Here is a 25610-nt window from a genome sequence, read left to right on the forward strand (position 1 = left end):
CGCCCGCCGGCGCATCGCCCGCCCCGGGTCCCACCGCGATCACCAGGGGCATCGCGGGTTACGTTGGTCGGGAGCCGAACCGGAGCCGACCCGACGGAGCCCGCCATGCCCTTCGCCCGACTGGCCGCAGCGACCACCCCCACCTGCCACATCGGACTGGGCCTCGCAGCCGTCGGCCGCCCCGGCTACATCAACCTCGACCGCGACCGCGACCTCGGGCGGGACCGCGGCGTCGACGCGTTGCGCGCCCGCACCCACGAACTCCTCGACGCCGCCTACGCCCAGGGCGTCCGGTACTTCGACGTCGCCCGCTCCTACGGCCGCTCCGAGGAGTTCCTGGCCGAATGGCTGAACGCCCACCCCGACGCCGACGACCTCGTGGTCGGCAGCAAGTGGGGCTACACCTACACCGCCGACTGGTCGACGGACGCCGAGACGCACGAGGTCAAGGACCACAGCCTCGCCGCCTACGAGCGGCAGCGCGCCGAGACCGACGCGCTGCTCGGCGACCGGCTCGACCTCTACCAGATCCACTCGGTGACCCCGGACAGCCCGGCCCTCACCGACCGGGACCTGCACGCCAGGCTGGCGGAGGCCGCCGCCGGCGGACTGACCGTCGGGTTCTCCACCAGCGGCCCGGCCCAGGCCGACGCGATCCGCGCCGCCCTCGCCGTCACGGTCGACGGCGCCCCCCTCTTCCGTACCGTCCAGTCGACGTACAACGTCCTGGAGACCTCGGCCGGCCCCGCCCTCGCCGAGGCGCACGACGCGGGGCTCACCGTGATCGTCAAGGAGGGCATGGCGAACGGCCGGCTCTCCGGACCGCACGCCCCGGACATGCTGAGGGCGGTGGCCGAGGAGACCTCCCTCGGCTGCGACGCCGTGGCCCTCGCGTGGATCCTGCGCCGGCCGTGGGCGGGCGTGGTCCTCTCCGGCGCCGCGACCGTCCCGCAGCTCCTGTCCAACCTGCACGCCCCCGCCGTCGACCTCGACGTGGACCAGCTGACCCGCCTCGCCACGCTGAGGGAAGAACCGCGCGCGTACTGGGAGCGGCGCGGCCAGTTGCCCTGGCACTGACCGATCACCACCGCGACCCGCAGGGGTGAGCCGCGCATGCCTTCCGTGAGACATGAATGTCTCATGTGGGCTACTCTTGTCTCATGGCGATCGACCGTGACCATGTGCTGCGCAGCGCGGCCGCGTTGCTGACCCGTAGATCCACCGCGACCATGGACGAGGTCGCCAAGGCCGCCGGGATCAGCCGGGCCACGCTGCACCGCCACTTCGCCGGACGCGACGCGCTCGTCCGGGCGCTGGAACAGCTCGGCATCGCCGAGTGCGCGGGGGCGCTGGACCGGGCCCGGCCGGAGGAGGGCCCCGCGGCGGAGGCCGTGCGCCGGCTCGTCCGCGAGATCCAGCCGGCCGCCGGACTGCTCGCGTTCCTCTACGGCGAGAACCAGCTGTGGGAGGGCGACCGGCAGAACGAGGGCTGGCAGCGCCTGGACGCCCGGATCGGCGCCCTGTTCCAGCGCGGACAGCGCGCCGGCGAGTTCCGCATCGACCTCAGCCCGGTCTGGCTCACCGAGGCGCTGTACGGGCTGATCGCCTCGTGCGCCTGGGCCGCCCTGGACGGCCGCGTGGCCTCCCGGGACTTCCCGACCATGATCGCCGAGCTGCTGCTCGGCGGTGCTCTGCGGAGAGAGGAACCATGACCGGCACCCTGCGGCCGGCCGACGTGACCGGGGCGGTGAAGCGCCCGGGCCGCTGGCTGGCGCTCTCCGTCCTCGTCCTGGCCGTGCTGCTGGTGGCCGTCGACGCCACCGTCCTCGGCCTGGCGACCCCCTACATCAGCGAAGACCTCGACCCCTCCGGCACCCAGCTGCTCTGGATCGGCGACGTCTACTCCTTCGTCATCGCCGGTCTGCTGGTCTCCATGGGCAGCCTCGGCGACCGCGTCGGCCGCAAGCGCGTCCTGCTGTGCGGCGCCACGGCGTTCGGCGCGCTCTCCGTGCTCAACGCCTACGCGACGACGCCCGAGCTGATGATCCTGGCCCGGGCGCTGCTCGGCGTCGCGGGCGCGACCCTGATGCCCGCCACCCTGGCCCTGATCCGCAACATCTTCCACGATCCGCGCGAGCGCAGCCTGGCCGTCGGCATCTGGGGCGCCACCGCCTCCGCCGGCACGGCCGTCGGCCCGATCACCGGCGGCTTCCTCCTGGAGCACTTCTGGTGGGGCTCGGTCTTCCTGATCAACCTCCCGGTGATGGCCGTGCTGGTCCTGGTCGGCATCCGCACCCTGCCCGAGTCCCGCAACCCCTGCCCCGGCCCGTGGGACCTGGCCGGCGTGCTGCTGTCGCTGGTCGGCATGATCGCCCTGGTCTACGCGGTCAAGGAGGCGGCCGCCCACGGCGTCACCGCCACCGGCCTCGGCACCGGCCTGCTGGGCGCGGCGGCCCTGTACGGCTTCGTCCGCCGCCAGCTGACGATGCCGGTCCCGCTGCTGGACATGCGCCTGTTCCGGCGCCGCGGCTTCAGCGGAGCGGTCCTCGCCGACCTGCTGACCGTCCTCGGCATGTCCGGTCTGGTGTTCTTCCTCTCCCAGTTCCTGCAACTCGTCCAGGACCGGCGCCCGTTCGAGGCCGGACTGGCCGAACTGCCCGCGGCGGTGGGCGCGGTGGCGGCCGGTCTGGTCGCGGGCCGGGCCGCCCGGCGCTGCACGGTCCGGGTGGTGGTCTCGGGCGGTCTGGCCGCGGTCGGCGTGGCGCTCGCGGTGCTGACGACGCTCAGCCGGTCCACCGGCTACCCCGTACTCGGCGCCGCCCTGCTGGTGGTCGGTGTCGGCGCGGGCTTCTCCTTCACGGTCACCGCCGACGTGATCCTCTCCAGCGTCCCCCGGGACCAGGCGGGCGCCGCCTCGGCGGTCTCCGAGACGGCGTACGAACTCGGCGCGGCCCTGGGCATCGCCCTGCTGGGCTCGATCGTGACCGGCGTCTACCGCGACTTCACGGGCCCGGCCGGCACCCCGGCCGGGGCCCACGAGTCCCTGGGCGCGGCGGTCGAGACCGCGGCGGAGCTGCCCCCGCACCAGGCGGAGGCACTGCTCGACGCGGCCCGCGCCTCCTTCGTCCACGGCCTCCACCTCGCCTCGGCGGCGGGCGCGGTGGTCCTGCTGGCGGCAGCGGCGGTGGCCTGGTTCCTGCTGAAGGGGCAGCGGCTGGAGAGCGCCGGGTGAGCCGGCCGGCCGCGGGGCCGGTCCTCAGCGCTTGTACCCCAGCACCGTCATCATCCCGCTCTCCGAGTGGTACTGGTTGTGGCAGTGCAGCATCCACAGCCCCGGATTGTCGGCGTCGAAGTCGAGCACCAGCTTCCGGTGCGGCAGCACGAGCGCGGTGTCCTTGCGGGCGCCCACGGAGTCCAGGCCGGTCACCGCGAACGTGTGTCCGTGCAGGTGCATCGGATGCCACATGTCGGTGGCGTTGATGAGGGTGAGCCGGACCCGCTCACCGGCGCGCACCGGGTGGCGCTCCTGCACGGAGTACGGCTTGTGGTCGAACCCCCAGTCGAACTTCGCCATGGTGCCGGTGATCCTGATGCGCACCTCGCGGTCGGGATGGCGGTCGGAGAGGGCCACGGACTCCTGCGGCAGCAGTCGGCGCGCGGGAACGGTATTGCCCTCCAGCTCGTCCGGGCGCACGTCGCCCGTGGGCAGGTTCCGGGTCCCCTTGTCGGTGCGCAGCACGGCGAGCGCCCTGCCTTTCTTCCCCTCGGGGAGCGCGACCAGGGGGAAGAGGCCGTTCTTGGCGGTGATCAGCACGTCGTACCGCTCCGCCATGCCGATGAGGAGGGCGTCGGTCTCCTTGTGCTTCACGGGATAGCCGTCGGTGTGCGTGACGGTCATCTTGTGCCCGCCCAGCGCCACCCGGAAGGCGGTCTCCGAGCCGGCGTTGATGATGCGCAGCCGCACCCGGTCCCCGGGCCGGCAGCGGAACACCGACGGATCGGTGGGGAGGTGGCCGTTGACCAGGTAGTGCGGGTAGGCGACGCTGCCGCCCTCCCCGTTGAGCATGCGGCTGTGGGAGTCGTGCAGCACCCGGTTGGGGCCCGCGGACTTCGCGGACGCCGACGGGTGCCCCTTCGCCGGGTGACCGGGGCTGTGGCTCGAGTGGCCGGGACCCATGGCCATGCCGCCCATGTCCATCGCGCCGCCGGGCTTGAGCTGGCCGAGGACGCCTTCGGGTGTGGAGCCCTGCACGCCGTCCAGCCAGTCGTCCAGCACCACCACCCACTCGTGGTCGTAGGAGAGGGGCTCCTTGGGGTCGTCGACGACGAGCGGCGCGTACAGGGCGCGGTCGGGCTGCATCCCGACGTGGGAGTGCAGCAGGTAGGTGCCCGGGTGCGCGACGGTGAAGCGGTAGCGGAAGTCGGAGCCGGAGTCGATGGCCCGCTGGGTCAGGTCCGGGACGCCGTCCATGTCGCAGCGCAGGCGCACCCCGTGGGAGTGCAGCGTGGTCGTGGCGGGCAGCCGGTTGGCGAGGGTCAGGTCGAGCACGTCACCGGCGGTGACCCGCACCAGCGGGCCCGGCACCTCTTCGTTGTACGCCCACGTCCGGACGGACCGCCCGCCCAGGTCCAGCTTGGCTTCCGCGGCGGTGAACCGGAAGGTGCGCACGCGGCCGGCACCGCGCTTCCGCTCGGCCGCCAGGACCTCCGGGTCCGAGGGGTTGACGTACCCTCTGGGCCCGGGCGGGACGAACTTCTCCCCTGCGCCGGGGTGTTGGGGGCCGGAGCCCCACTCGGGACCGGAGCCGGTGCAGGCCGCCAGGAGTCCCGCGCCGGCCGCGGCGATCGGGGTACGAAGCAGAGTACGCCGAGAAGGTGTGAACATGCCTAAATAAGACATGTTGAGTGTTCTCAAGGCCCGGTGATAGGGCCGAATGCACGATGTGTCGGGGGCAGATTCCACCGGCAGGCGGACGGGCGCGTCCGCCGCGCCCGTCGCCCGGACGGTGTCAGGCGGCCTTCGCCTTCGTGGCGTACATGTCGACGTACTCCTGACCGGACAGCCGCATCACCTCGGTCATGACCGAGTCCGTCACCGCCCGCAGGACGTACCGGTCGCGGTCCATGCCGTCGTACCGGGAGAACTCCAGGGGCTCGCCGAACCGGACGGTGACCCGGCCGGGCCGCGGGATGCCCCGGCCGCCCGGCTGGAGCTTGTCCGTGCCGATCATGGCGAACGGCACCACCGGCGCGCCGGTCATCAGCGTCAGCCGGGCGATGCCGGTGCGGCCCCGGTACAGCCGGCCGTCGGGCGACCGCGTGCCCTCGGGGTAGATCCCGAAGACCCTGCCCTCCTCCAGGATCCGACGCCCGGTCATCAGCGCGGCCACTCCGCCGTTCGCGCCGTCCCGGTCCACCGGGATCATGCCGACGCCGGTGAAGAACCACGCCATCAGCCGTCCCTTGACGCCCTTTCCGGTGACGTACTCGTCCTTGCCGATGAAGCACACCTGCCGCTTGGTGACGACCGGCAGCACGATCGAGTCGATGAACGTGAGGTGATTACCGGCCAGGATCACCGGTCCGTCGCCGGGGATGTGCTCCGCGCCCTCCACCTGGGGGCGGAACATCAGGCGCATGATCGGTCCGAGCACTGCCTTGATGAGCGCGAAGCGGGACAACGGGTCCTCCGATGTCAAGGGGGTCGGTATGAGTCTGTGCAGGTGAGGACATTACTCGCGGCGCAGGTCCGCGCGCACATCGAGGTCGTCCGGTTCACCGAGGTCTTACGAAGTGTTGACGCGGGTTTACCTGCGGTGGTGTGCGCGGGACGGCGCGTAACGGCCTTGCGATGGTGTGACGGACATCGCGTCCGCCCGGGGGGCCGCGTCCGCCGATGACCTGTCACCGGCCGCCGTGCGCCGGACATGCGCCGTCACCCGCCTGTTCGGACGAGAGCCTCCCTTCGGTCATGTGTGCGCCCCTACGATCGGCGCGCACCGGAGAAGCGAAAGCGGCAGGAGGGCGTTCATGAGCGGCGACCAGGCAAACGGGCAGACGCGGGAAACGGGACGGCGGGCGCTCCTCGGCGCCGCGGTGCTCGGCGCCGGCGGAGCGGTCCTCGGACTGCCCGGCGCGGCACGGGCCGCCGACGCCCGGACGGCCGGGCACGGAGGCCGTGGGCTGAAGGGCCTGCCGGTGCCCACGATCATCGGCCACCGGGGCGCCAGCGGCTACCGCCCCGAGCACACCTTCGGCTCCTACGAGCTGGCCCTGGACCTGGGCGCCGACATCGTCGAGGCGGGCGACCTGGTGCCCACCAAGGACGGCCACCTGGTCTGCCGGCACGAGCCGGAGATCGGCGGGACCACGGACGTCGCGGAGCACCGCGAGTTCGCCGACCGCAGGACCACCAAGATGCTGGACGGCGTCGCCACCACCGGCTGGTTCACCGAGGACTTCACGCTCGCCGAGCTGAGGACGCTGCGCGCGACCGAGCGCATCCCGGCCAACCGGCCGCACAACACCCTTTACAACGGCCACTGGTCCATCCCGACCTTCGAAGAGGTCCTCAAGTGGCAGGACGAGCAGACCCGCAAGCGCGGCAAGCAGGTCTGGATCTACCCGGAGACCAAGCACCCCACCTACTTCCGCAAGCTGGGCCTCGGCCTGGAGGAGCGGGTGGCCAAGCTGCTGCGCAAGTACGGCAAGGACGGCCGGAACTCCCCGGTCGTCCTCCAGTCCTTCGAGCCCACCAGCATCCAGCGGCTGAACCGGCTCGTCGACAACCCGCTCGTCGTCCTGCTCTCCTCGGCGAACAGCCGTCCGTACGACTTCGTCGAGGCGAACGACCCGCGCACGGTCGCCGACCTGATCACGCCGGCCGGCCTGCGGGAGATCGCCGGTTACGCCCAGGGCATCGGCCCGACCCTGGACCTGGTCATCCCGAGGAAGGCGGACGGCACGCTGGCCGGACCGACGACCCTGGTCGCCGACGCCCACCGGGTGGGCCTGGTGCTGCACCCCTACACCATGCGCAACGAGAACCCGTTCCTGCCGGCCGAGTACCGCAAGGGCTCCGCCGCCGACGCCTACGGTGACGTCTTCGGCGCCTTCAAGGCGTACTTCGCCACCGGCATCGACGGCGTCTTCACCGACAACGCCGACACCGGGCTGCTCGCCCGCGCCGACTTCCTCAAGGGCTGACGGCGTCAACCACCGCCCCGGCCGGTACCCCGTCCGCATTGATCCCGCGCCGCCCCGGCAACCCGCCGCCGGGGCGGCGCGTCGTTCCGCGTATGACGCACGACCTGGTAGCCGCCCTGCGCCCGCTGCTGGCCGCCGAGGCGTCCGCTGAGGCGTATGCCTCCGGAGACGAGCCGGGCGACCTGGAGCAGGCCGTCTGGCTGCGGCTCCTGGAACGGCTGCGCACCGACGGGCCGCCGCCGGACCCGCCCGGCTGGCTGCGCGAGGCCGTCCGCGCCGAGGTCCGCCGCGGCCGGTGCGCCACCCGCCGGGAGCGGCCCTACGACGGTGAGCCCGCCGACGCCGGACGCCCCGGCCCCGAACAGCACGCGCTGGCCACCGCCCGGCACCGCGCCCTGCGGGACGCGGTCCGCCGCCTGCCCGGCCGCTGCCCGCGCCTGTTGGAGGCGCTGCTCTCGCCGGAGGACCTCACCTACCGGGAGATCGCGGGGGAGTTGGGTATCTCACAGGGGAGTCTCGGCCCGGAACGCTCCAGATGTCTCGGATGTCTGCGCAGATTGCTCACACCGGAGGTTGCGACCCGCGAAGCGCGGGGATAGGAGTGGGGGACGACAGGTGATCAGGTGAGCGGGAGGCGTGCGCACATGGGCATGAGCGTGACCATCTCGGTGGCGACCGAGCAGGACGCGGAGCAGATCTTCCGGCTCCAGTACCTGTGCTTCCAGAGCGAGGCGGCGCTCTACGGCAACTACCGCATCGACCCGCTCGTGCAGAGCCTGGACTCGGTCCGTCAGGAGGTCGCCTCCGACTGCGTCTTCGTCGCCCGGCTCGGCGAGGAGGTCGTCGGCTCGGTGCGCGGCAAGGTCACCGGGGACGGCGCGGCGGCCATCGGCAAGCTCTGCGTCCACCCCCGCCTCCAGGGCCACGGCATCGGCGCGCGACTGCTGCGCGCGGCCGAGGCGGCGCTGGCCGAGGAGCGGGGCGCCACCACGTTCCGCCTCTTCACCGGCCACCGCAGCGAGGGCAACCTCCGCCTCTACCACCGCTCCGGCTACGAGGCGGTGGGCCGCTCCCAGGGCGCCGACGGCGTCGAGATGATCATCCTCGAGAAGCAGGCGAGGCAGGCGGGCGCCTACGCGGCCACGGCCTGACGGCAGGGCCCGGGATCAGTCGCCCCGCCGGGCGGCGGCCTTCCGCAGCCAGTACATCGCGGAGAGCGGCAGCAGCACGGGGATGAAGACGTAGCCCATCCCGTACTTCGACCACACGGTCGCGTCCGGGAACGCCGACGGCTCCACCAGCGTCCAGGTGCCGACGATCAGCACACCCGCCAGCTCGGCGGCGCAGCACAGCAGCGCCGCCCGCCGAGCGGTCTCCCCGCCCCGGACCAGGGTGTACGTGATGAACCCGTACACGAGGCCGGCCACGGCCGACAGCGTGTAGGCCAGCGGCGCCCGGTCGAACTCCGTCGCGATCTGGTAGGCGGACCGCGACACCGCGCCGACCACCATCACGCCGTAGAACCAGACGAGCAGCATGCCCGGCCCGCTGATCAGCCGGGCCGGCCTCTCCTGAGCCACCGTCACCTCAGCCTCCCCAGATGTCGAAGAGCCGTACTTCCAGGACGGCCAGCACCACACCGCCCGCGGCGACCGTCACCGAGCCCCAGCGGGTCCGTTCGGCCAGCGACATCATGCCCGCGGCCGGGACGCACGCGAACGCGCCCAGCAGATACGCCACGAAGATCACCGTGCCCTGCTCCGGCTTCTCGCCCCGCGCCAGCCGCACGATGCCGACCACCAGCTGCACCACGGCCAGCAGCGACACCACGGCCATGCCGATGAAGTGCCAGTCCTTCGTCGGCTGGTCGCGGTACGCCGCCCAGCCGCACCAGGCGGCGAGCAGCAGCGCGGTGACCCCGGTCACCAGCGTCAGGGCAGTGAACATGCCGTGACCTTAATACGGCCGAAACGGGCCGGAGCCGCCGCCCCCGCCGAACGCCGTAGGGTCTGGACCATGACGATCCACGCACACGCCCTCCTGTTCGACAACGACGGCACCCTCGTCTCCTCGCTCGACTCCGTCGAGCGCTGCTGGACCCGCTGGGCCGGGGAGTACGGGATCACCGCCGAGGAGTTCGGACGCGTGGAACTGCACGGCCGCACGGCCGTCGAGGTCATCGGGGACCTGCTGCCCGCCCGGCTGGTGCCGGAGGCCGTCGCCCGGGTCGAACAGCTGGAGGTCGAGGACGTGCCGAACGGCGGCGTCCGCCTGCTCCCCGGCACCCGGGAGTTCCTGGACGCCCTGCCGGCCGACCGCTGGGCCGTGGTCACCTCCGCCACCCGGCGCCTGGCCGAGGCCCGGCTGGGCGCCGTCGGCATCACGCCGAAGGCCCTGGTCACCGCCGACGACGTCACCCGCGGCAAGCCCGACCCGGAGCCCTACCTGCTCGCCGCCCGGCAGCTCGGCGTCGACCCCGCCCGCTGCGTGGTCTTCGAGGACGCCCCCGCCGGTCTGCGGGCGGGCCGCGCGGCCGGTATGACCACCGTGGCGTTGGCCACAACCCACCGGGCGGCGGAGCTGGACGCCGACCTGGTGGTGGAGGACCTGTCGGCCTTGTCCGTACTGGTCACCGACGAGGGTCTGGAGATCCGTCCGCGCCGCTGAACCACCGCTTCCGGTTGTCCGCCGCTGTCCACCATCCGGACAGCGGCGACCGCCCGAGACCCTCCGTCTGCTTTACTGACCGCATGACCACGACGAGCTGCCGCATCCTTGCGACCGAGGCGACCATGACGCCCGGTGCTCGTTGTATGTGTTGCCTGATGTGTCGAATGTGCGCCTTCTAGAGGGCCCCCGCATCAGCTGAGCCTCGCGCCCCGAAGCGAGAGCCGTGGCATGTCCGTGCGCCGTAGGCCGTACGAGACGCACACCCCCACTCCATGCCTGACCGCATGCACCCGTGTCCGGGCACACCCACGCCCGCGCACTCGACAGTGACGGAAACCCACGTGATCACCACCTCGGGCCTGACCAAGGTCTACCGCTCCCGCGGCCGTGAGGTCACCGCCCTCGACGGCGTCGACCTGCACGTCCGCGAAGGCGAGGTCTACGGCGTCATCGGCCAGTCCGGCGCCGGCAAGTCCTCTCTCATCCGCTGCGTCAACCTGCTGGAGCGCCCCACCTCCGGCACCGTGACCGTCGCCGGGCAGGACCTCACCGCCCTGGCCGGCCGCGGCCCCCGCGCCGGCAAGGAACTGCGCCGGGCCCGCAGCCGTATCGGCATGGTCTTCCAGCACTTCAACCTGCTGTCCACGCGGACCGTCCAGGACAACGTCGAGCTGCCGCTGGAGATCCTCGGCCAGTCCGGCAAGGAGCGCTCCCGCAAGGCGCTGGAACTGCTCGACCTCGTCGGCCTCGCCGACAAGGCCAAGTCCTACCCCGCCCAGCTGTCCGGCGGCCAGAAGCAGCGCGTCGGCATCGCCCGCGCCCTGGCCGGCGACCCGAAGGTGCTCCTCTCCGACGAGGCCACCAGCGCCCTCGACCCCGAGACCACCCGCTCCATCCTCCAGCTGCTGCGCGACCTCAACCGCCAGCTGGGCCTGACCGTCCTGCTCATCACCCACGAGATGGACGTCGTGAAGTCGATCTGCGACTCCGCCGCCCTGATGGAGAGCGGCCGGATCGTGGAGTCCGGCACGGTCAGCGAACTGCTCGCCACCCCGGGCTCGGAGCTGGCCGCCGCGCTGTTCCCGGTCGGCGGCGAGGCATCCGGCGCCGACCGGACCGTCCTCGACGTCACCTTCCACGGCGAGAGCGCCACCCAGCCCGTCGTCTCCCAGCTCGCGCGCACCTACAACATCGACATCTCGATCCTCGGTGCCGCCATCGACACCGTCGGCGGCCTCCAGGTCGGCCGGATGCGCATCGAGCTGCCCGGCCGCTACGAGGACAACGTGGTGCCGATCGGGTTCCTGCGCGAACAGGGCCTCCAGATCGACGTCGTGGGCCAGGAGGCCCTGCTGGTCAAGGAAGGTGCCAAGTGACCTGGTCGGAGATGCAGCCGCTGCTGTCGCAAGCGTGTAGCGAGACGCTCACCATGGTGCTCTGGTCCACCCTGATAGCCGTCGTCGCCGGGCTCCCGCTCGGCGTCCTCCTCGTCCTCACCGACCGGGGCGGCCTGGTCCAGAACGTCGTCGCCAACAAGGTGATCGGCCAGATCGTGAACATCGGCCGGTCGATGCCGTTCATCATCCTCATGGTCGCGCTGATGAGCTTCACCCGCTGGGTCACCGGGACGACGATCGGCACCACCGCGGCGATCGTGCCGCTCGCCATCGGCGGCATCCCCTTCTTCGCCCGCCTGGTGGAGACGGCCGTCCGCGAAGTGGACCACGGGCTCGTCGAGGCCGTGCAGTCGATGGGTGGCAACACCTGGACGATCGTCCGCAAGGCCCTCGTCCCGGAGGCCCTGCCCTCGCTGATCGCCAGCACCACCACCACGATCATCGCCCTCATCGGCTACTCCGCCATGGCCGGCACGGTCGGCGGCGGCGGCCTCGGCGACCTCGCCGTCCGCTACGGCTACCAGCGGTTCGAGACCGAACTGATGTGGATCACCGTGGCGATCCTCGCCGTCGTCATCTCCCTGATCCAGTTCGCCGGTGACTTCGCCGCCCGCTCCCTGCACAGCCGCGGCGGGCGCTCCGGCCCCGCACCCAAGCTCCGCCTGCTCAAGGCCAAGGAGCCCGCGGCGGCCGACATCGGCAAGGTCGCGTAAGCGGCATCGCCGCACCCACAAGCTCCCCGTTCACCTGTACACGGGGTCGCACCACCCTGAAGGAAAGGCACTTTTCGTGCGTAACACCGTCAAGCTCACCACCGCCGTCCTCGCCGCCGGAGCCCTCACCCTCGGCCTGTCCGCCTGCGGCTCCGACAAGGACTCCGGCTCCTCCGACACCAGCGGCCCGCTGATCGTCGCCGCGAGCCCCACCCCGCACGCCGAGATCCTCGACTTCGTCAAGGACAAGCTGGCGAAGAAGGCGGGCCTCGACCTGGAGGTCAAGGAGTTCACCGACTACATCACGCCGAACACGGCGACCGAGGACGGCTCGGTCGGTGCCAACTACTTCCAGAACCAGCCGTACCTCGACGACTTCAACAAGAAGCGCGGCACCCACATCGTGCCCGTCGTCACGGTGCACCTGGAGCCGCTCGGCCTGTACTCCCACAAGGTCAAGAAGGCCGACGCCATCAAGAGCGGTGCGACCGTCGCCATTCCGAACGACGCCGTCAACGAGGCCCGCGCGCTGAAGCTGCTCGCCGCGAACGGCCTGATCGGCCTGAAGGACGGCGTCGGCAACGAGGCCACCCCGCAGGACATCACCAAGAACCCCAAGGACCTCAAGTTCAAGGAGGTCGAGGCGGCCCAGACCCCGCGCTCCCTGGACGACGTGGACGCGGCCGTGGTCAACGGCAACTACGCCATCTCCGCCGGTCTCAAGCCCGCCAAGGACGCCCTCGTCCTGGAGTCCGCCAAGGACAACCCCTACGGCAACTTCCTCGCCGTGAAGAAGGGCAACGAGAACGACCCGCGGGTCAAGAAGCTCGCCAAGCTCCTCACCTCGCCCGAGGTCAAGAAGTTCATCGAGGACAAGTACCAGGGCTCGGTCATCCCGTCCTTCTGACACCGGACGGGAGACTGAGGCCATGCGCACGTCCGTCGTCACCGCGGCGGCCGCCCTGGCGGCACTCGCCCTCGGCCTGACCGCCTGCGGCTCCGGCGCGGACTCCGGCAAGGGCGGTGGCGCGGACGACACCCTCGTCGTCGGCGCCACCGCCGTCCCGGCCGGCGAGGTGCTCACCTACATCAGGGACCACCTCGCCGCCGGTGCCGGCCTGAAGCTGGAGATCAAGGAGTTCACGGACTACGTCCTGCCCAACACCGCCCTCCAGCAGGGCGAGCTGGACGCCAACCTCTACCAGAACCAGCCCTACCTCGACGACTTCAACCAGTCCCGGGGCACCGACCTGGTCTCCGTCGTGAAGCCCTACCTGCCGCCCATGGGCGTCTACTCGCGCAGGACCGGGCACGTCGGCGCGCTCGCCGACGGAGCCACCGTCGCCGTGCCCAACGACGCCACGAACGAGGGCCGCGCCCTCAAACTGCTGGCCGCCGGCGGCGTCATCACGCTGAAGCCCGGCGCCGGCACCGACGCGACCCCCGCGGACGTCACGGCCAACCCCCGGCACCTTGAGTTCAAGGAGCTGGAGGCCGCCCAGCTGCCCCGCTCGCTCGACGACGTGGACGCGGCCGTCATCAACAACAACTACGCCCAGGACGCGGGCCTCAGCCCGGCGAAGGACGCGATCCTCCTGGAGTCCGCGAAGGACAACCCCTACGCCAACCTCCTCGCCGTCCGACGCGGCGACGAGGACGACCCCCGGGTGCGCAAGCTCGCCGAGCTGCTCGTCTCACCCCGGGTGCGCGCCTTCATCGAGGACAAGTACCACGGCTCCGTCCTGCCGGCGCCCGGCGGCTGACGGCACGCCCGCACGGCGTTCCGCCACGCACGGGGTCCGCGCCCTCACCGGGTGTGGACCCCGTTGTGCGGTTCGGGGGTTTCATGCTGCATGCTGGGCAGTTCAGCAGGACCGAGGGCCCCGACGGTCTTCCGAGCGATTCCCGAAGGTTACGGAGCGGCGCATGACGAGCACCTTCCCCAACATCTCCATCAGCACGGAGCGGTTGGTGCTGCGGCCCCTCGACGAGGACGACGGGCCCGCCCTGACCGAGATGATGAACGACGAGCAGGTCGTCGCCTGGACCACGGTGCCCCACCCCTACACCGAGGCCGACGCCAGCGACTGGATCACCCGGTCCGCCCCGGCCGAACGCACCGGGGGCCGCGGCATCGTCCTCGCCGTCACCGAGTTCCTCACCCAGCGGCTCGTCGGCGTCGTCCACCTCAGGAACACGGACTGGCGGGTCCGCTCCAGCCAGATCGCCTACGTCACCGCCCCCTGGGCCCGCGGCGAGGGCTACGCCTCCGAGGCCGTCCTCGCCACCGCCCAGTGGCTCTTCCACGACCGGGATTTCGAGCGGCTCGAACTGCGCACCGCCGCCGACAACACCGCCGCCCAGCAGGTGGCCCAGCGGATCGGCTGCATCAGCGAGGGCGTGCTGCGCAACGCCTGGATAGCGCGCACCAGGACCGAGGACGGGACCTGGAGCGACGTACGCACGGACGTCATCGTCTGGAGCCTGCTGCCCGAAGACCTCGCCGGAGTCAGCGAACAGCTGGCCGACGCGAGCGGTTTCACCTCGTACTCGGACTGGAACTGAGCGGGCGGGCGCGGAGCCCGCGACCCGACCGGGTACCCTCAGGAGCCCCCACCGGGCGCCCCCTCCCCGAAGACCTGCGCAGAACCACTGGAGACTGACGACGATGGCCGACCGGGTCACGGTGATCGGCTGGGACGGCTCGCCGCCGACCGAAGCGGCGCGAGGCGCCCTCGGCGCCGCCACGCTCGTCGCGGGCGCCGCCCACCACCTGACACTGCCCGAGGTGCCGGCCGCCGCCGAACGCGTCCGCCTCGGCAGCCTCACCCTCGCCGCCCGCCGCATCGCCGCCCACCGCGGCACCGCCGTCGTGCTCGCCGACGGCGACCCCGGCTTCTTCGGCGTCGTGCGCACCCTGCGCGCGCCCGAGTTCGGCCTGGAGGTCGAGGTCGTCCCCGCCGTCTCCGCGGTGGCCGCCGCCTTCGCCCGCGCCGGCATGCCCTGGGACGACGCCCAGGTCGTCGTCGCCCACCCGCGCACCCTGCGCCGCGCCGTCAACGTCTGCCGCGCCCACGCCAAGGTCGCCGTCCTCACCGCGCCGGGCGCCGGCCCCGCCGAACTGGGACTCCTGCTGGAAGGCGTCCACCGCACCTTCGTCATCTGCGAGGAACTGGGCACCGAACGCGAGCAGGTGAGCGTCGTCACCTCCGACAAGGCCGCCGACCACACCTGGCGCGACCCCAACGTCGTCATCGTCATCGGCGGACCGGCCGGTGTCGCGGAGGGCGGCGGCTGGATCGCCGGACGCGACCCGGGCGCCGGCCCGCGCGGCTGGGTACAGCCGGACGAGAGCTACGGTCCCGGACCGGGCGGCGGTCTCGGCGAGGGTGAGCGGGAGCTGCTGCGCGCCGCCCAACTCACCCGGCTCGGCCCCCGGGTCGGCGACCTCGTCTGGGACATCGGCTGCGGCGGCGGGGCGTTCGCCGCCGAGGCCGCGCGGGCCGGCGCCGCCGTCATCGCCGTCGACCACGACCCGGCCGCCTGCGCCCGCACCGAGGGCGCCGCACGCCGGTTCGGGGTCCAGCTCCAGGTCGTCCACGGCGCCGCCCCGCACGTCCTGGAGGACCTGCCCGAGCCGGACGTCGTCCGGATCGGCGGCGGGGGACCGGCCGTCGTCTCCGCGGTCGCCGACCGGCGCCCGCAGCGCATCGTCACGCACGCCGCCACCCGGGACGCCGCCGAGCGCGTCGGCCGCGACCTGACCGAGCACGGGTACCGGGTCGAGTGCGCCCTGCTCCAGTCCGTCGGGCTCGACACCCGGGCCTGGACCGAGACCGAGCGGAGCGTGGCGTTCCTGCTCACGGGGGAATTGCCGGATCGCGCCCCGTGATCCTGTTGTCGTACCGCGCGCGGTAGGCTGGCCGATCGTTGTGCCGCACCCGCGCCATGGACTTCGTTCGCCAATGTCCGGAACGCGCGCCCGTTTTGGGGTGGGTGGGGTACGGCGAACCGGAGGACGCGCAACGTGGCGCAGTCCACAGCGGGCTGTCGCGGATCATGCTGTCGTGACGGCGGAACGACCGGGACAATGCCACTGAATGGCTTTGTCGCCTTTTCCGGCGGGTCGTTCGTGCCGCTGGGCACGGACGCTCGTTCTTCACTGCGGGGCGGTCGGTGCGCCGTTCCGGGTGAGCTGGTCGTAGGAGCACTAACCGATGGGCGAGGGGTACGCATGACCGACACCGGCCAGGTCCCGGGCGAGGGGCAGCCGGAGAGCGCAGGCATGGTGGAGCAGCCGGGCGTCTCCGCGCACGGTGCGTACATCTACCTCTCCGAGGCGCCCGCCGAGGACGAAGACCTGCTGCTGCCGGGTGCTCAGGGCGCGTGGGGCAACGAGGTGCCGCCACCCGCTCCGGAACCGGTGGTGGAGGCCGTCCACGAACCGGGCCCGCACGAGACGGCGGGCCGTGACACCGGCTCGGTCGACCTCGGCGGCGTCCGTCTGCCCAACGCGGCCCCGCCGTCCGTGCCGCCGTCGCCCATCCTCTCGGCGCCGCACGACCCGTCGGCCGCCCCGCAGCCGCCGCGCCGTCCGCTGCACCTCGGCCCGCCGATCCCCGACGCCTCCGCGAGCCCGGTCCGCTCCCTCGCCGACCGCGGCCCCGCCGGAGCGCCGGTACGGCAGCCCGGCCCGCCGGCCGGCGGCCCCGAGTACCTCGACGCCCAGCCGCAGTCGGCTCCGCAGAGCGCGGCACCCTGGGGCGCGGCGCCGGCCCAGGCCGGCGCGCAGGCACCGGCTGCCGAAACGGTTGGTCCGCCCGTCCCCGCTCCCGCCGAACCGGCCGGTGCCGCCCAGGCCGCCATGGCCCGCCTCGCCGACCAGGCAGCGGCCCCCGGCGACACCGGCCAGGTACCGGTCGTCCACGGCCACGACGGTGTGCAGCCCCTGCACGGTCACGACGGCGTGTACACGGCCCCACCGGCACCGGAGACCGCTGCGGGTGCGCAGACCGCTCTCGGTGCGGTGATGCCGGGCGCGGAGGCGGACGCGGCAGCGGTGGCTCCGGACGCGGACGTTGCCGCGGCCGCGGTCGCGGCCGCGGCTGTGGTGGCTCCGGGCGCCGAGGCCGTTCCGGCCGCCGAGGGTGCTCCGGCCTCGTCGGTGCCGGATGCCGAGGGCGGTCAGGTGCCGGTGGCTCCGGGGGCCGAAGGCACTCCGGTCGAGGTGGCCCCGGGTGACGTGGTGGTCGAGGAGGCGGCGGTTCCGGGCGGTCCCGTCGCCGAGACCGCCCCCGTCGCCGAGGGCACGCCGGTTCCGGTGGCCCTCGCGGAGGTGGCTGCCGGTGACGGCGGGGCGGTGGCCGACGGCGCCGCTGTCGCCGAGGTCTCCGCGGCGGAGCAGGCCGTAGCGGCTGCCGAGAGTGTCGTACCCGAGGGCGGGGAGCCCGCGCAGGCGCCCGCCGGGGTGCCGGGTGCCCAGGAGCAGGTGCCCGCTCAGGGTGTCGCCGAGGCCGGCGCCGCTCAGGGCGTCCCCGAGTCGGTGGAGCAGGTCGTACCGGACGGTGCCGAGGCCGCGCAGGTCGCGCCGGAGACCCCTGCGGTCGTGGCCGAGCCGGTCGAGTTCGCGGAGCCGGTCGAGGGCGCGTTGCCCGCCGAGGAGGTGCGGCCGGACGCCGCTCCGCAGGCCGCCGACCCCGCGCAGGCTCAGCCCCCCGCCGAAGCCTTCTCCGCCCCGGCCGTCCCGGGTGCGGACGACTCCGCCGACCCGGCAGCCGTCCAGGACCCGGCCCTGACCGACCCGGCCGAAGCCGAGGTTCCGGCCGAAGCCGTCGGTCCGGCGGCCGTTCCCGCCGCCGAGCCGGTCGCCGCGCAGGGCACCGCCGAGACCGCCGTCGGCGCTCCCGCCCAGGCCGCCGTCGTCGACGCCTCCGCTGTCCTGCCGGTCGCGCAGCCCGCCCCCGACGCCGCCGCGGCCGTGCCGGTCGCACAGCCCGCCGCCGAGCCGGCGGAGGAGGCCGACGTCCCCGCGCCCGAGGCACCGCACTCCCCGGCGCCCGCGGCGCAGGCGCCCCCCGCCGAGGTGCCGCAGGCCGCCGTGGAGCAGACCCCCGTGGCGCAGGACGCCGGATCGGTGCCGCCCGCCGCCGACGGCACGCCCGAGGCGGCCGAGCCCGCTGTCCCCCAGGCGCAGGAGCCGCAGCCCGCCGGGACCGCCGACGCCGTGCCCTCCGCACCGGAGGAGCAGCCGCAGGCGGCCCACCCCGGCGCCCAGGACGTGGCACCGGCCACCACCGACCCCGTCGTGCCGCAGGTCCAGCAGCCGCAGGCGACGATCGACCCCGTCGTGCCGCAGGTCCAGCAGCCGCAGGCGACGACCGACCCCGCCGACCCGGCAACCGTCCAGGACCCGGCCCTGACCGACCCCGCCGTGCCGCAGGTCCAGCAGCCGCAGGCCACGGTCGACCCCGTCGCGCCGCAGGTCCAGCAGCCGCAGGACACCGCCGTACCCGGCCCGCAGGCCCCCGGGCAGGCACCGCACCCCGGTCTCCCGGCCCAGCCGCACCCGGAGCAGCCGCTCGGGCAGTTCGTGCCGGTGCAGGGCCAGGGGCCCACCGCCCCGCACCCGGCGCCCACCCCGCCGCAGCCGCTCGTCCTTCCCGCGGAGGGCGGCTCCGTACAGGACGCGCACGGGCCGCAGGGCCCGCAGGAGCAGCCGGAGCCGGTGGCCACGGTGCCCGCGCCGCGCGAGGGCGAGCCCGCCGTCGTACCGGCCGCGCCCGACGCGGAGCCCGCCCCCGGCGTCGTACAGCACGCGGAGGACCTCAGGACCAGGGCCGCCGACCAGGAAGAGGGCACGGCCGCCTTGGCGGAGGCACGACAGTCCACCGGCCCGGCCGCACCCGGCTACGCCGACGCCGAGCGCGAGGCCGTGCTGAAGGTGATGCGCGAGCGCCGCGACATCCGCAACGGCTTCCGCGACGACCCCATCCCGCACGAGGTGCTGCTCAGGGTCCTGGAGGCCGCCCACACCGCGCCCTCCGTGGGCCACTCGCAGCCCTGGGACTTCGTCGTCATCAAGTCCGCCGAGACCCGGCGGACGATGCACGAACTGGCGATGCGCCAGCGCGAGGCCTACGCCAAGTCGCTGCCGAAGGGCCGGGCGAAGCAGTTCAAGGAACTGAAGATCGAGGCCATCCTCGACACCCCGGTCAACATCGTCGTCACCGCCGACCCCACCCGCGGCGGCCGGCACACCCTCGGCCGTCACACCCAGCCGCAGATGGCGCCCTACTCCTCGGCGCTCGCGGTGGAGAACCTCTGGCTCGCCGCCCGTGCCGAGGGCCTCGGCGTCGGCTGGGTCAGCTTCTTCGACGAGCGGGAGACGGTCCGCGCGCTCGGCCTGCCCGAGCACCTGGAGGTCGTCGCCTACCTGTGTGTCGGGTACGTCGACGAATTCCCGGACGAGCCCGAGCTGATGCAGGCCGGCTGGTCCAAGCGGCGCCCCCTGTCCTGGGTGGTGCACGAGGAGACGTACGGCCGCCGTGCCCTGCCCGGAGAGGAACCCCACGACCTGCTCGCCGAGACCGTCGCACAGATCCGCCCGCTCGACGCCAAGGCGCTCGGCGAGGCGTGGGAGCGCCAGAAGCGCATGACCAAGCCGGCCGGCGCGCTCGGCATGCTGGAGATCATCTCCGCACAGCTGTCCGGGCTGTCCCGGCAGTGCCCGCCGCCGATCCCGGAACCCGCCGCCGTCGCGATCTTCGCCGGCGACCACGGCGTGCACGCCCAGGGCGTCACCCCCTGGCCGCAGGAGGTCACCGCCCAGATGGTGGCCAACTTCCTCGGCGGGGGAGCCGTCTGCAACGCCTTCGCCGGCCAGGTCGGCGCCGAGGTGTGCGTCGTGGACGTGGGCGTCGTCGCCGACCTGCCGGCCACGCCCGGTCTGCTGCCGCGCAAGATCCGCGGTGGCACCTCCGACATGACCACCGGCCCCGCCATGACCCGCGAGGAGGCCAAGGCCGCCATCGAGGTGGGCATCGAGACCGCCCGCGACCTGGTGGCGGCCGGCAACAAGGCGCTGCTCACCGGTGAGATGGGCATCGCCAACACCACCGCCTCCGCCGCGCTGATCTCCGTCTACACCGGCGCCGACCCGGCCGAGGTGACCGGCCGCGGCACGGGCATCAACGACGAGACGCTGGCCCGCAAGACCGAGGTGGTCCGCCGCGCGCTGGAACTCCACCAGCCGGACCCGGCCGACCCGCTCGGCGTCCTCGCGGCCATCGGCGGCTTCGAGCACGCGGCCCTGGTCGGCCTGCTGCTCGGCGGCGCCTCGCTGCGTACGCCGGTGATCCTGGACGGCGTCAGCGCCGGTGCGGCGGCCCTCGTCGCCCGTGCCATCGCGCCCGAGGTGCTCGCGGCCTGCATCGCCGGCCACCGCAGCGCCGAGCCGGGTCACGTGGCCGCCCTCAACAAGCTGGGCCTGCGCCCGCTGGTCGACCTCGACCTCCGCCTCGGCGAGGGCACGGGCGCACTGCTGGCCCTGCCGCTGGTCCAGAGCACGGCGCGGGCGATGCACGAGGTGGCCACGTTCGATTCGGCGGGGGTCACGGAGAAGTAGCCGCCGGCCCGGGCGGTCCGGTGTTCAGCTGCCGGACCACCCGTGCCGTCTGCCGTGCCGACGGCATAAAATCCGCACGTCAGGGCCGCTCCGTTGGTGCAGCGCGCCCCACCCACAGCTGCACGAGGAGCCCTGCCTCATGGCCGAACACCCCGCTTACCCCGTTGGCCTCCGCCTCTCCGGCCGCCGCGTGGTCGTCCTCGGCGGTGGCCAGGTGGCCCAGCGGCGGCTGCCGGCGCTGATCGCCGCGGGCGCGGACATCGTGCTGGTCTCTCCCGGCGCGACCCCCTCCGTGGAGGCCATGGCGGACGCGGGCGAGATCACCTGGGTGCGCCGCGGCTACGCCGACGGCGACCTCGCCGACGCCTGGTACGCCCTCATCGCCACCAGCGACCCGGCGGCCAACACGGCCGCCTCCGCCGAGGCCGAACGGCACCGCGTCTGGTGCGTCCGCTCCGACGACGCCGACCAGGCCACGGCGTGGACCCCGGCGACCGGCCACAGCGAGGGCGTCACCGTCGCCGTACTGACCACGCACGCGCGGGGCCGCGACCCCCGGCACACCGCCGCCATCCGGGACGCGGTCGTGGAGGGGCTGCGCGACGGCACCCTCGTCGCTCCGCACCACCGCACCCGCACCCCCGGCGTGGCCCTGGTCGGCGGCGGCCCCGGCGACCCCGACCTGATCACGGTCCGCGGCCGGCGCCTGCTCGCCGAGGCGGACGTCGTCATCGCCGACCGGCTGGGCCCGCGCGACCTGCTCGCCGAGCTGCCGCCGCACGTCGAGGTGATCGACGCGGCGAAGATCCCCTACGGCCGCTACATGGCCCAGGAGGCCATCAACAACGCCCTCGTCGAGCACGCCAAGCAGGGCAAGGCGGTGGTCCGGCTCAAGGGCGGCGACCCGTACGTCTTCGGCCGCGGCATGGAGGAGGTCCAGGCGCTCGCCGAGGCCGGCATCCCGTGCACGGTGGTCCCCGGCATCTCCAGCTCCATCTCGGTGCCGGGCGCGGCCGGCATCCCGGTCACGCACCGGGGTGTCGCCCACGAGTTCACCGTGGTCAGCGGGCACGTCGCCCCCGACGACGAGCGGTCCCTGGTCGACTGGCCCTCGCTGGCCGGGCTGACCGGCACCCTGGTGGTCCTGATGGGCGTCGACAAGATAGGGAAGATCGCCGAGACGCTCGTGGCGCACGGCAGGTCCCCCGAGACACCGGTCGCCCTGGTCCAGGAGGGGACGACGGCCGCCCAGCGGCGCGTGGACGCCACCCTGGCCACGGTCGCCGAGACGGTACGTGCCGAGGACGTGAAGCCCCCGGCGGTCATCGTCATCGGCGAGGTCGTCCGGGTCGGCCCGGAGCCCACCGCGTGACCGCACCCCCGCCCGAGCATGCGTAACCCGGGGTAACCGATCCCTTCCCAGCCGTTGGCAGCACACCCAGAGCAAGGCAGTATCACCCTGTGGCCGATCTCATCACCGTCGAGGACCCCGACGACCCGCGCCTCTCGGACTACACCGGTCTGACCGACGTCGAACTGCGCCGCAAGCGGGAACCCGCCGAGGGACTGTTCATCGCCGAGGGCGAGAAGGTCATCCGCAGGGCCAGGGAAGCGGGCTACGAGATGCGGTCGATGCTGCTGTCGGCCAAGTGGATCGACGTCATGCGCGACGTCATCGACGAGCTGCCGGCCCCGGTGTACGCCGTCAGCCCGGAGCTGGCCGAGCGGGTCACCGGCTACCACGTGCACCGCGGCGCCCTCGCCTCCATGCAGCGCAAGCCGCTGCCGACGGCCGGCGAACTGCTCCGCTCCGCCCGCCGCGTGGTGGTCATGGAGTCGGTCAACGACCACACCAACATCGGCGCGATCTTCCGCTCGGCGGCGGCCCTCGGCATGGACGCGGTGCTGCTCTCCCCGGACTGCGCCGACCCGCTGTACCGGCGGAGCGTCAAGGTCTCCATGGGTGCGGTGTTCTCGGTGCCCTACGCCCGTCTGGAGACCTGGCCCAAGGGTCTGGAGTCGGTCCGGGAGGCCGGCTTCACCCTGCTGGCGCTCACCCCGGACGAGAAGGCCGGCACCCTGGACGAGGCAGCCCCGCACCGGATGGACCGGGTGGCGCTCATGCTCGGCGCGGAGGGCGACGGTCTGTCCACGCAGGCCCTGGTCGCCGCCGACGAGTGGGTCCGCATCCCGATGGCCCACGGCGTCGACTCGCTCAACGTGGGGGCGGCGGCCGCGGTGGCGTTCTACGCGGTGGCGACGGGCCGACCGCGCCCCTGACCCGAGCACGTCCCCGACCCGGCCGTCCCCTGGCTCGACCACGCCCCCGGCTCGACCGCGCACCGACCCGGCCGCCGTCCGCGCCCGGTGCTCACGTCCCGGTGCCGGGGACCGGCGTGGGCGTGGGCCGGCCCGGTGCGAGCGGGCCGGGGTCCGTCGGCACGGGGCTCGGCTGCGCGTGCCGCTGCCGCTGGACGCCGCCGTCGCCGCCGAGCCCGCGCGCCGGACCCTGGCAGCCCTGGGCCACCGCTATGCCGAGCGCCACCAGCAGCGTCACCACCACGAAGACGACCAGGCGCTGACGCAGCAACCGCGGATTGGCCGGCCGCCGCCCGATCCCCGCAGGGCGCCGCCCCGGCCCTCCGGCACCCCCGCGCTGACCGGGACGGCCGCCGCCGGAGCGCGGCCGGCCGCCACGCGGCGCCGGGGTGGGGCGTGCCGTGCCCGGCCGGGAGACGGCGGCACCGCCGGCGCGCGCACCGCTGCCGCCGCGCGAGGGCACACCCCCACGGGACGGCGTGTCACCGCGTCCCGCGGCCCCGCCCCGGGACGGCACACCGCCGCGCGGCAGCGGCGTACGGGGGGAGGCACGCCGCTGGGTGCGCTGCAGGTCGGGGTAGGTGTCGGCCAGCCGTCCGGTGGGCCGGTCCGCCTCGGCCGCACGGGGCACGGGCGGCCGTACGTCGGCCAGGCCCTGCGCCTCCCGGGCGGCGATCTCCTTCAGCCGCAGCGACAGCTGCAACGTACTGGGCCGCTCCTCGGGGTCCTTCGCCAGACAGGCCCGGACCAGCGGGGCCAGCGCGTCCGGCACACCGGACAGCTGCGGTTCCTCGTGCACCACCCGGTACAGCATCACCTCGGAACTGCCGTGCCCGAAGGGCGAGTCGCCGGTCGAGGCGTACGCCAGGGTCGCGCCCAGCGAGAAGACGTCGGTGGCCGGGGTGACGGTCGCGCCGCGCACCTGCTCGGGCGCGAGGAAGCCGGGGGAGCCGACGGCGGTGCCGACGTGGGTGAGCGTGGAGGCGCCGGTGGCCCAGGCGATGCCGAAGTCGATGATCCGCGGCCCCTTGGGGGACAGCAGGATGTTGGAGGGCTTCAGGTCCCGGTGGACGACCCCGGCCTCGTGCACGGCGACCAGTCCCTCGGACAGGGCCGCGCCGATCGCCGCCGTGTCCGCCGCGCCGAGAGCCCCCTCCTCGGCGATCCTGTCGTGCAGGGAGGGGCCGGGTACGTACTGGGTGGCGAACCAGGGCCGCTCGGCCTCCAGGTCGGCGGCGACCAGCCGGGCCGTGCACCCGCCCCGGATGCGCCGGGCCGCGGACACCTCGCGCGCGAACCGCGACCGGAACTCCTGGTCCTCCGCCAGGTCGGGACGGATCACCTTCAGCGCGACCCGCTGCCCCTTCTTGTCGGAGCCGAGGTAGACCACGCCCATCCCGCCCGCGCCGAGCCGTCGGTGAAGCCTGAACGAGCCGACGACACGCGGGTCCTCGCGCCTCAGGCGCATCATCGCCATCTTCATCCCCGCTGCCCGGTCCCTGTGACGTGGCCCAGCTTACGTTTCCACGGCCGCCTGCGCGCAGAGGCCGCGCCCTCCGGCCCGGACGGATTGTGTGGGCCGTCCGGGTCAGGTGAAACGCGGTCAGGAAGCGCCGCGACACGACGACTTCGCACCTGTCCGGCGGTCAACCGGTCGGTCGGGCAGGGAGGTTGAGGTCGTGCGAGGTCGCGGCGCACGGGGTCGTACGCCGGTCGGGTGACGGCCGCCGCGGACCCGCCGGTCCGGCCGCGCCCAGGAGTCCGCTCCGAGTACGAGCGCTCCCATGACCCCGCCCCGAGTGAGCGAAGTCACTCCTTCCGGTCCATGGGACGCTTCCGAAATGACGGGACAGAGCGGGCGGCCCCTCGGGGAAGACCCCGAGACCTGGCCCGACGTCTCCACCCAGGGGAGTACTCCGCAGGTCGTGGCTCATCCTCCGGGAGGCCCGGCAATCGGTACGAGGGCATGACGTCCGGTGTTCGCCTCGCGCCTAGATTTGAGGGAAAGCGGCGGGTGCGGCGCTCGTACCCCGAGGTCACACACCCACCGCCGATGACAACCGAACGGTCAGGAGAGGGACCATGGCCCACACGGCACCGCGACGCCCCGCGTTCGCCCCCCGCCGGACGGGCCGTCGCCACCCCTTGGTGGCGACGCTGATGGCCCTTCCCCTGGCGGCCCTGCTCCTGCTCGTCTTCGACGGCTGGGAGACGGTGGCCACACAAGCGTCGTCCGTGGGTGCGATGCTGGGGCGCTGAGCGGCGACCCCAGGCCCGGAAGAGCGGTCCGGGCGGGGACATCCATCCATGAAACCCCGTGGGGACGGGGGTACGGCGGACGGCAACGATGCCGGCGCGGCTGGGGAGCTGCGCCGGCATTAGCCGTTCCGGCACCCCGCACCCCGCGCCCCGGGGCCACGAGGCGCGCGCCGCCCGGCCACGGGGCCGCGCGGGACCCGGCCCAGTACCCTCGGCCGGACAGCCCACCCAGCCCGAGGCAGCCTTGACCGCAGATCCCGACACCGGCACCCCGGCCGATACCGGCACCGGCACCCCGGCGAACACCGAACCCGGCACCGGCACCCCGGCGAAGACCAGCCCCGGTCCCGGCCCCGCCGCCCTCGTGTTCGCGCTGTCCGGGCAGGCCAGGGCCGCCGCCCACCCCCGGCCCCACCCCCGGAC

General features: G+C 73.6%; 22 protein-coding genes. 17 read left to right on the plus strand and 5 right to left on the minus strand.

Annotation, left to right across the window (positions count from 1 at the left end):
* Window positions 1-105: 105 nt before the first annotated feature.
* From IF37_RS0121345 to IF37_RS0121355, 3 genes are all read left to right on the plus strand, one after another.
* Window positions 106-1077, plus strand: coding sequence for an aldo/keto reductase (locus tag IF37_RS0121345; RefSeq protein WP_030744863.1), 972 nt, complete (start codon window positions 106-108; stop codon window positions 1075-1077).
* Window positions 1078-1160: 83 nt separating this feature from the next.
* Entirely contained in the window at window positions 1161-1712 is a 552-nt protein-coding gene (locus tag IF37_RS0121350) for a TetR/AcrR family transcriptional regulator (RefSeq protein WP_030744865.1), read from the plus strand.
* Window positions 1709-3232, plus strand: coding sequence for an MFS transporter (locus tag IF37_RS0121355; RefSeq protein ID WP_030744866.1), 1524 nt, complete (start codon window positions 1709-1711; stop codon window positions 3230-3232). The genes IF37_RS0121350 and IF37_RS0121355 overlap by 4 nt, the downstream gene beginning before the upstream one ends.
* Window positions 3233-3256: 24 nt before the next feature.
* On the opposite strand, the gene IF37_RS0121360 is transcribed toward IF37_RS0121355, so the two are convergent.
* On the minus strand, window positions 3257-4885 hold the full coding sequence (locus IF37_RS0121360) for a multicopper oxidase family protein (protein WP_030744868.1): 1629 nt from the start codon (window positions 4883-4885) through the stop codon (window positions 3257-3259).
* Window positions 4886-5009: 124 nt separating this feature from the next.
* The gene (locus IF37_RS0121365) at window positions 5010-5699 is read right to left on the minus strand and encodes a 1-acyl-sn-glycerol-3-phosphate acyltransferase (RefSeq protein WP_079165824.1); all 690 of its coding nucleotides are present in this window, start codon (window positions 5697-5699) and stop codon (window positions 5010-5012) included.
* Window positions 5700-6030: 331 nt separating this feature from the next.
* On the opposite strand from IF37_RS0121365, the gene IF37_RS0121370 reads away from it, so the two are divergent.
* From IF37_RS0121370 to IF37_RS0121380, 3 genes are all read left to right on the plus strand, one after another.
* Window positions 6031-7206 carry a glycerophosphodiester phosphodiesterase gene (locus IF37_RS0121370; RefSeq protein WP_030744872.1) on the plus strand — a complete coding sequence of 392 codons (1176 nt, stop codon included), beginning with the start codon at window positions 6031-6033 and terminating at the stop codon, window positions 7204-7206.
* Between the two features lie 92 nt (window positions 7207-7298).
* Entirely contained in the window at window positions 7299-7805 is a 507-nt protein-coding gene (locus tag IF37_RS0121375; RefSeq protein ID WP_030744874.1) for a sigma-70 family RNA polymerase sigma factor, read from the plus strand.
* A gap of 45 nt (window positions 7806-7850) precedes the next feature.
* Window positions 7851-8357 (plus strand): GNAT family N-acetyltransferase, encoded by a 507-nt coding sequence (locus IF37_RS0121380; RefSeq protein ID WP_030744876.1) that lies wholly within the window; start codon window positions 7851-7853, stop codon window positions 8355-8357.
* A 15-nt stretch (window positions 8358-8372) separates the two neighbouring features.
* On the opposite strand, the gene IF37_RS0121385 is transcribed toward IF37_RS0121380, so the two are convergent.
* Window positions 8373-8792, minus strand: a complete 420-nt coding sequence (locus IF37_RS0121385; protein ID WP_030744878.1) for a hypothetical protein — start codon at window positions 8790-8792, stop codon at window positions 8373-8375.
* Window position 8793: 1 nt separating this feature from the next.
* Window positions 8794-9153, minus strand: a complete 360-nt coding sequence (locus tag IF37_RS0121390) for a hypothetical protein (protein WP_030744881.1) — start codon at window positions 9151-9153, stop codon at window positions 8794-8796.
* Between the two features lie 69 nt (window positions 9154-9222).
* On the opposite strand from IF37_RS0121390, the gene IF37_RS0121395 reads away from it, so the two are divergent.
* The 10 genes from IF37_RS0121395 to IF37_RS0121440 all read left to right on the plus strand — a co-directional run bounded on the left by IF37_RS0121395 (window position 9223) and on the right by IF37_RS0121440 (window position 22889).
* The gene (locus IF37_RS0121395; RefSeq protein ID WP_030744883.1) at window positions 9223-9873 is read left to right on the plus strand and encodes an HAD family hydrolase; all 651 of its coding nucleotides are present in this window, start codon (window positions 9223-9225) and stop codon (window positions 9871-9873) included.
* 287 nt (window positions 9874-10160) lie between these two features.
* Window positions 10161-11252, plus strand: a complete 1092-nt coding sequence (locus IF37_RS0121400; RefSeq protein WP_079165825.1) for a methionine ABC transporter ATP-binding protein — start codon at window positions 10161-10163, stop codon at window positions 11250-11252.
* The gene (locus IF37_RS0121405) at window positions 11249-11986 is read left to right on the plus strand and encodes a methionine ABC transporter permease (protein ID WP_030744887.1); all 738 of its coding nucleotides are present in this window, start codon (window positions 11249-11251) and stop codon (window positions 11984-11986) included. Before IF37_RS0121400 ends, IF37_RS0121405 begins: the two co-directional genes overlap by 4 nt.
* A gap of 76 nt (window positions 11987-12062) precedes the next feature.
* Complete coding sequence (locus IF37_RS0121410; RefSeq protein WP_030744889.1) at window positions 12063-12893, plus strand: MetQ/NlpA family ABC transporter substrate-binding protein; 831 nt, start codon at window positions 12063-12065, stop codon at window positions 12891-12893.
* A 22-nt stretch (window positions 12894-12915) separates the two neighbouring features.
* Window positions 12916-13749: a MetQ/NlpA family ABC transporter substrate-binding protein gene (locus tag IF37_RS0121415; protein ID WP_030744891.1), complete on the plus strand. Its 834-nt coding sequence runs from the start codon at window positions 12916-12918 to the stop codon at window positions 13747-13749.
* A 163-nt stretch (window positions 13750-13912) separates the two neighbouring features.
* Window positions 13913-14551, plus strand: coding sequence for a GNAT family N-acetyltransferase (locus IF37_RS0121420; protein WP_030744893.1), 639 nt, complete (start codon window positions 13913-13915; stop codon window positions 14549-14551).
* A gap of 103 nt (window positions 14552-14654) precedes the next feature.
* The gene (gene cbiE, locus IF37_RS0121425; RefSeq protein ID WP_030744895.1) at window positions 14655-15878 is read left to right on the plus strand and encodes a precorrin-6y C5,15-methyltransferase (decarboxylating) subunit CbiE; all 1224 of its coding nucleotides are present in this window, start codon (window positions 14655-14657) and stop codon (window positions 15876-15878) included.
* Window positions 15879-16220: 342 nt separating this feature from the next.
* On the plus strand, window positions 16221-20609 hold the full coding sequence (cobT, locus tag IF37_RS0121430) for a nicotinate-nucleotide--dimethylbenzimidazole phosphoribosyltransferase (RefSeq protein WP_030744896.1): 4389 nt from the start codon (window positions 16221-16223) through the stop codon (window positions 20607-20609).
* A gap of 139 nt (window positions 20610-20748) precedes the next feature.
* Window positions 20749-21981 (plus strand): uroporphyrinogen-III C-methyltransferase, encoded by a 1233-nt coding sequence (gene cobA / locus IF37_RS0121435; RefSeq protein WP_030744898.1) that lies wholly within the window; start codon window positions 20749-20751, stop codon window positions 21979-21981.
* Window positions 21982-22070: 89 nt separating this feature from the next.
* Complete coding sequence (locus IF37_RS0121440) at window positions 22071-22889, plus strand: RNA methyltransferase (protein ID WP_030744900.1); 819 nt, start codon at window positions 22071-22073, stop codon at window positions 22887-22889.
* 91 nt (window positions 22890-22980) lie between these two features.
* Here the strand turns inward: IF37_RS0121440 and IF37_RS0121445 are convergent, their stop codons facing one another.
* Entirely contained in the window at window positions 22981-24411 is a 1431-nt protein-coding gene (locus tag IF37_RS0121445; protein WP_030744902.1) for a serine/threonine-protein kinase, read from the minus strand.
* A gap of 599 nt (window positions 24412-25010) precedes the next feature.
* On the opposite strand from IF37_RS0121445, the gene IF37_RS44985 reads away from it, so the two are divergent.
* Window positions 25011-25187 (plus strand): hypothetical protein, encoded by a 177-nt coding sequence (locus IF37_RS44985; RefSeq protein WP_030343942.1) that lies wholly within the window; start codon window positions 25011-25013, stop codon window positions 25185-25187.
* The last annotated feature ends 423 nt before the right edge of the window (window positions 25188-25610 follow it).

The sequence above is a fragment of the Streptomyces sp. NRRL S-31 genome (assembly GCF_000718775.1).
Taxonomy (GTDB): Bacteria; Actinomycetota; Actinomycetes; order Streptomycetales; family Streptomycetaceae; genus Streptomyces.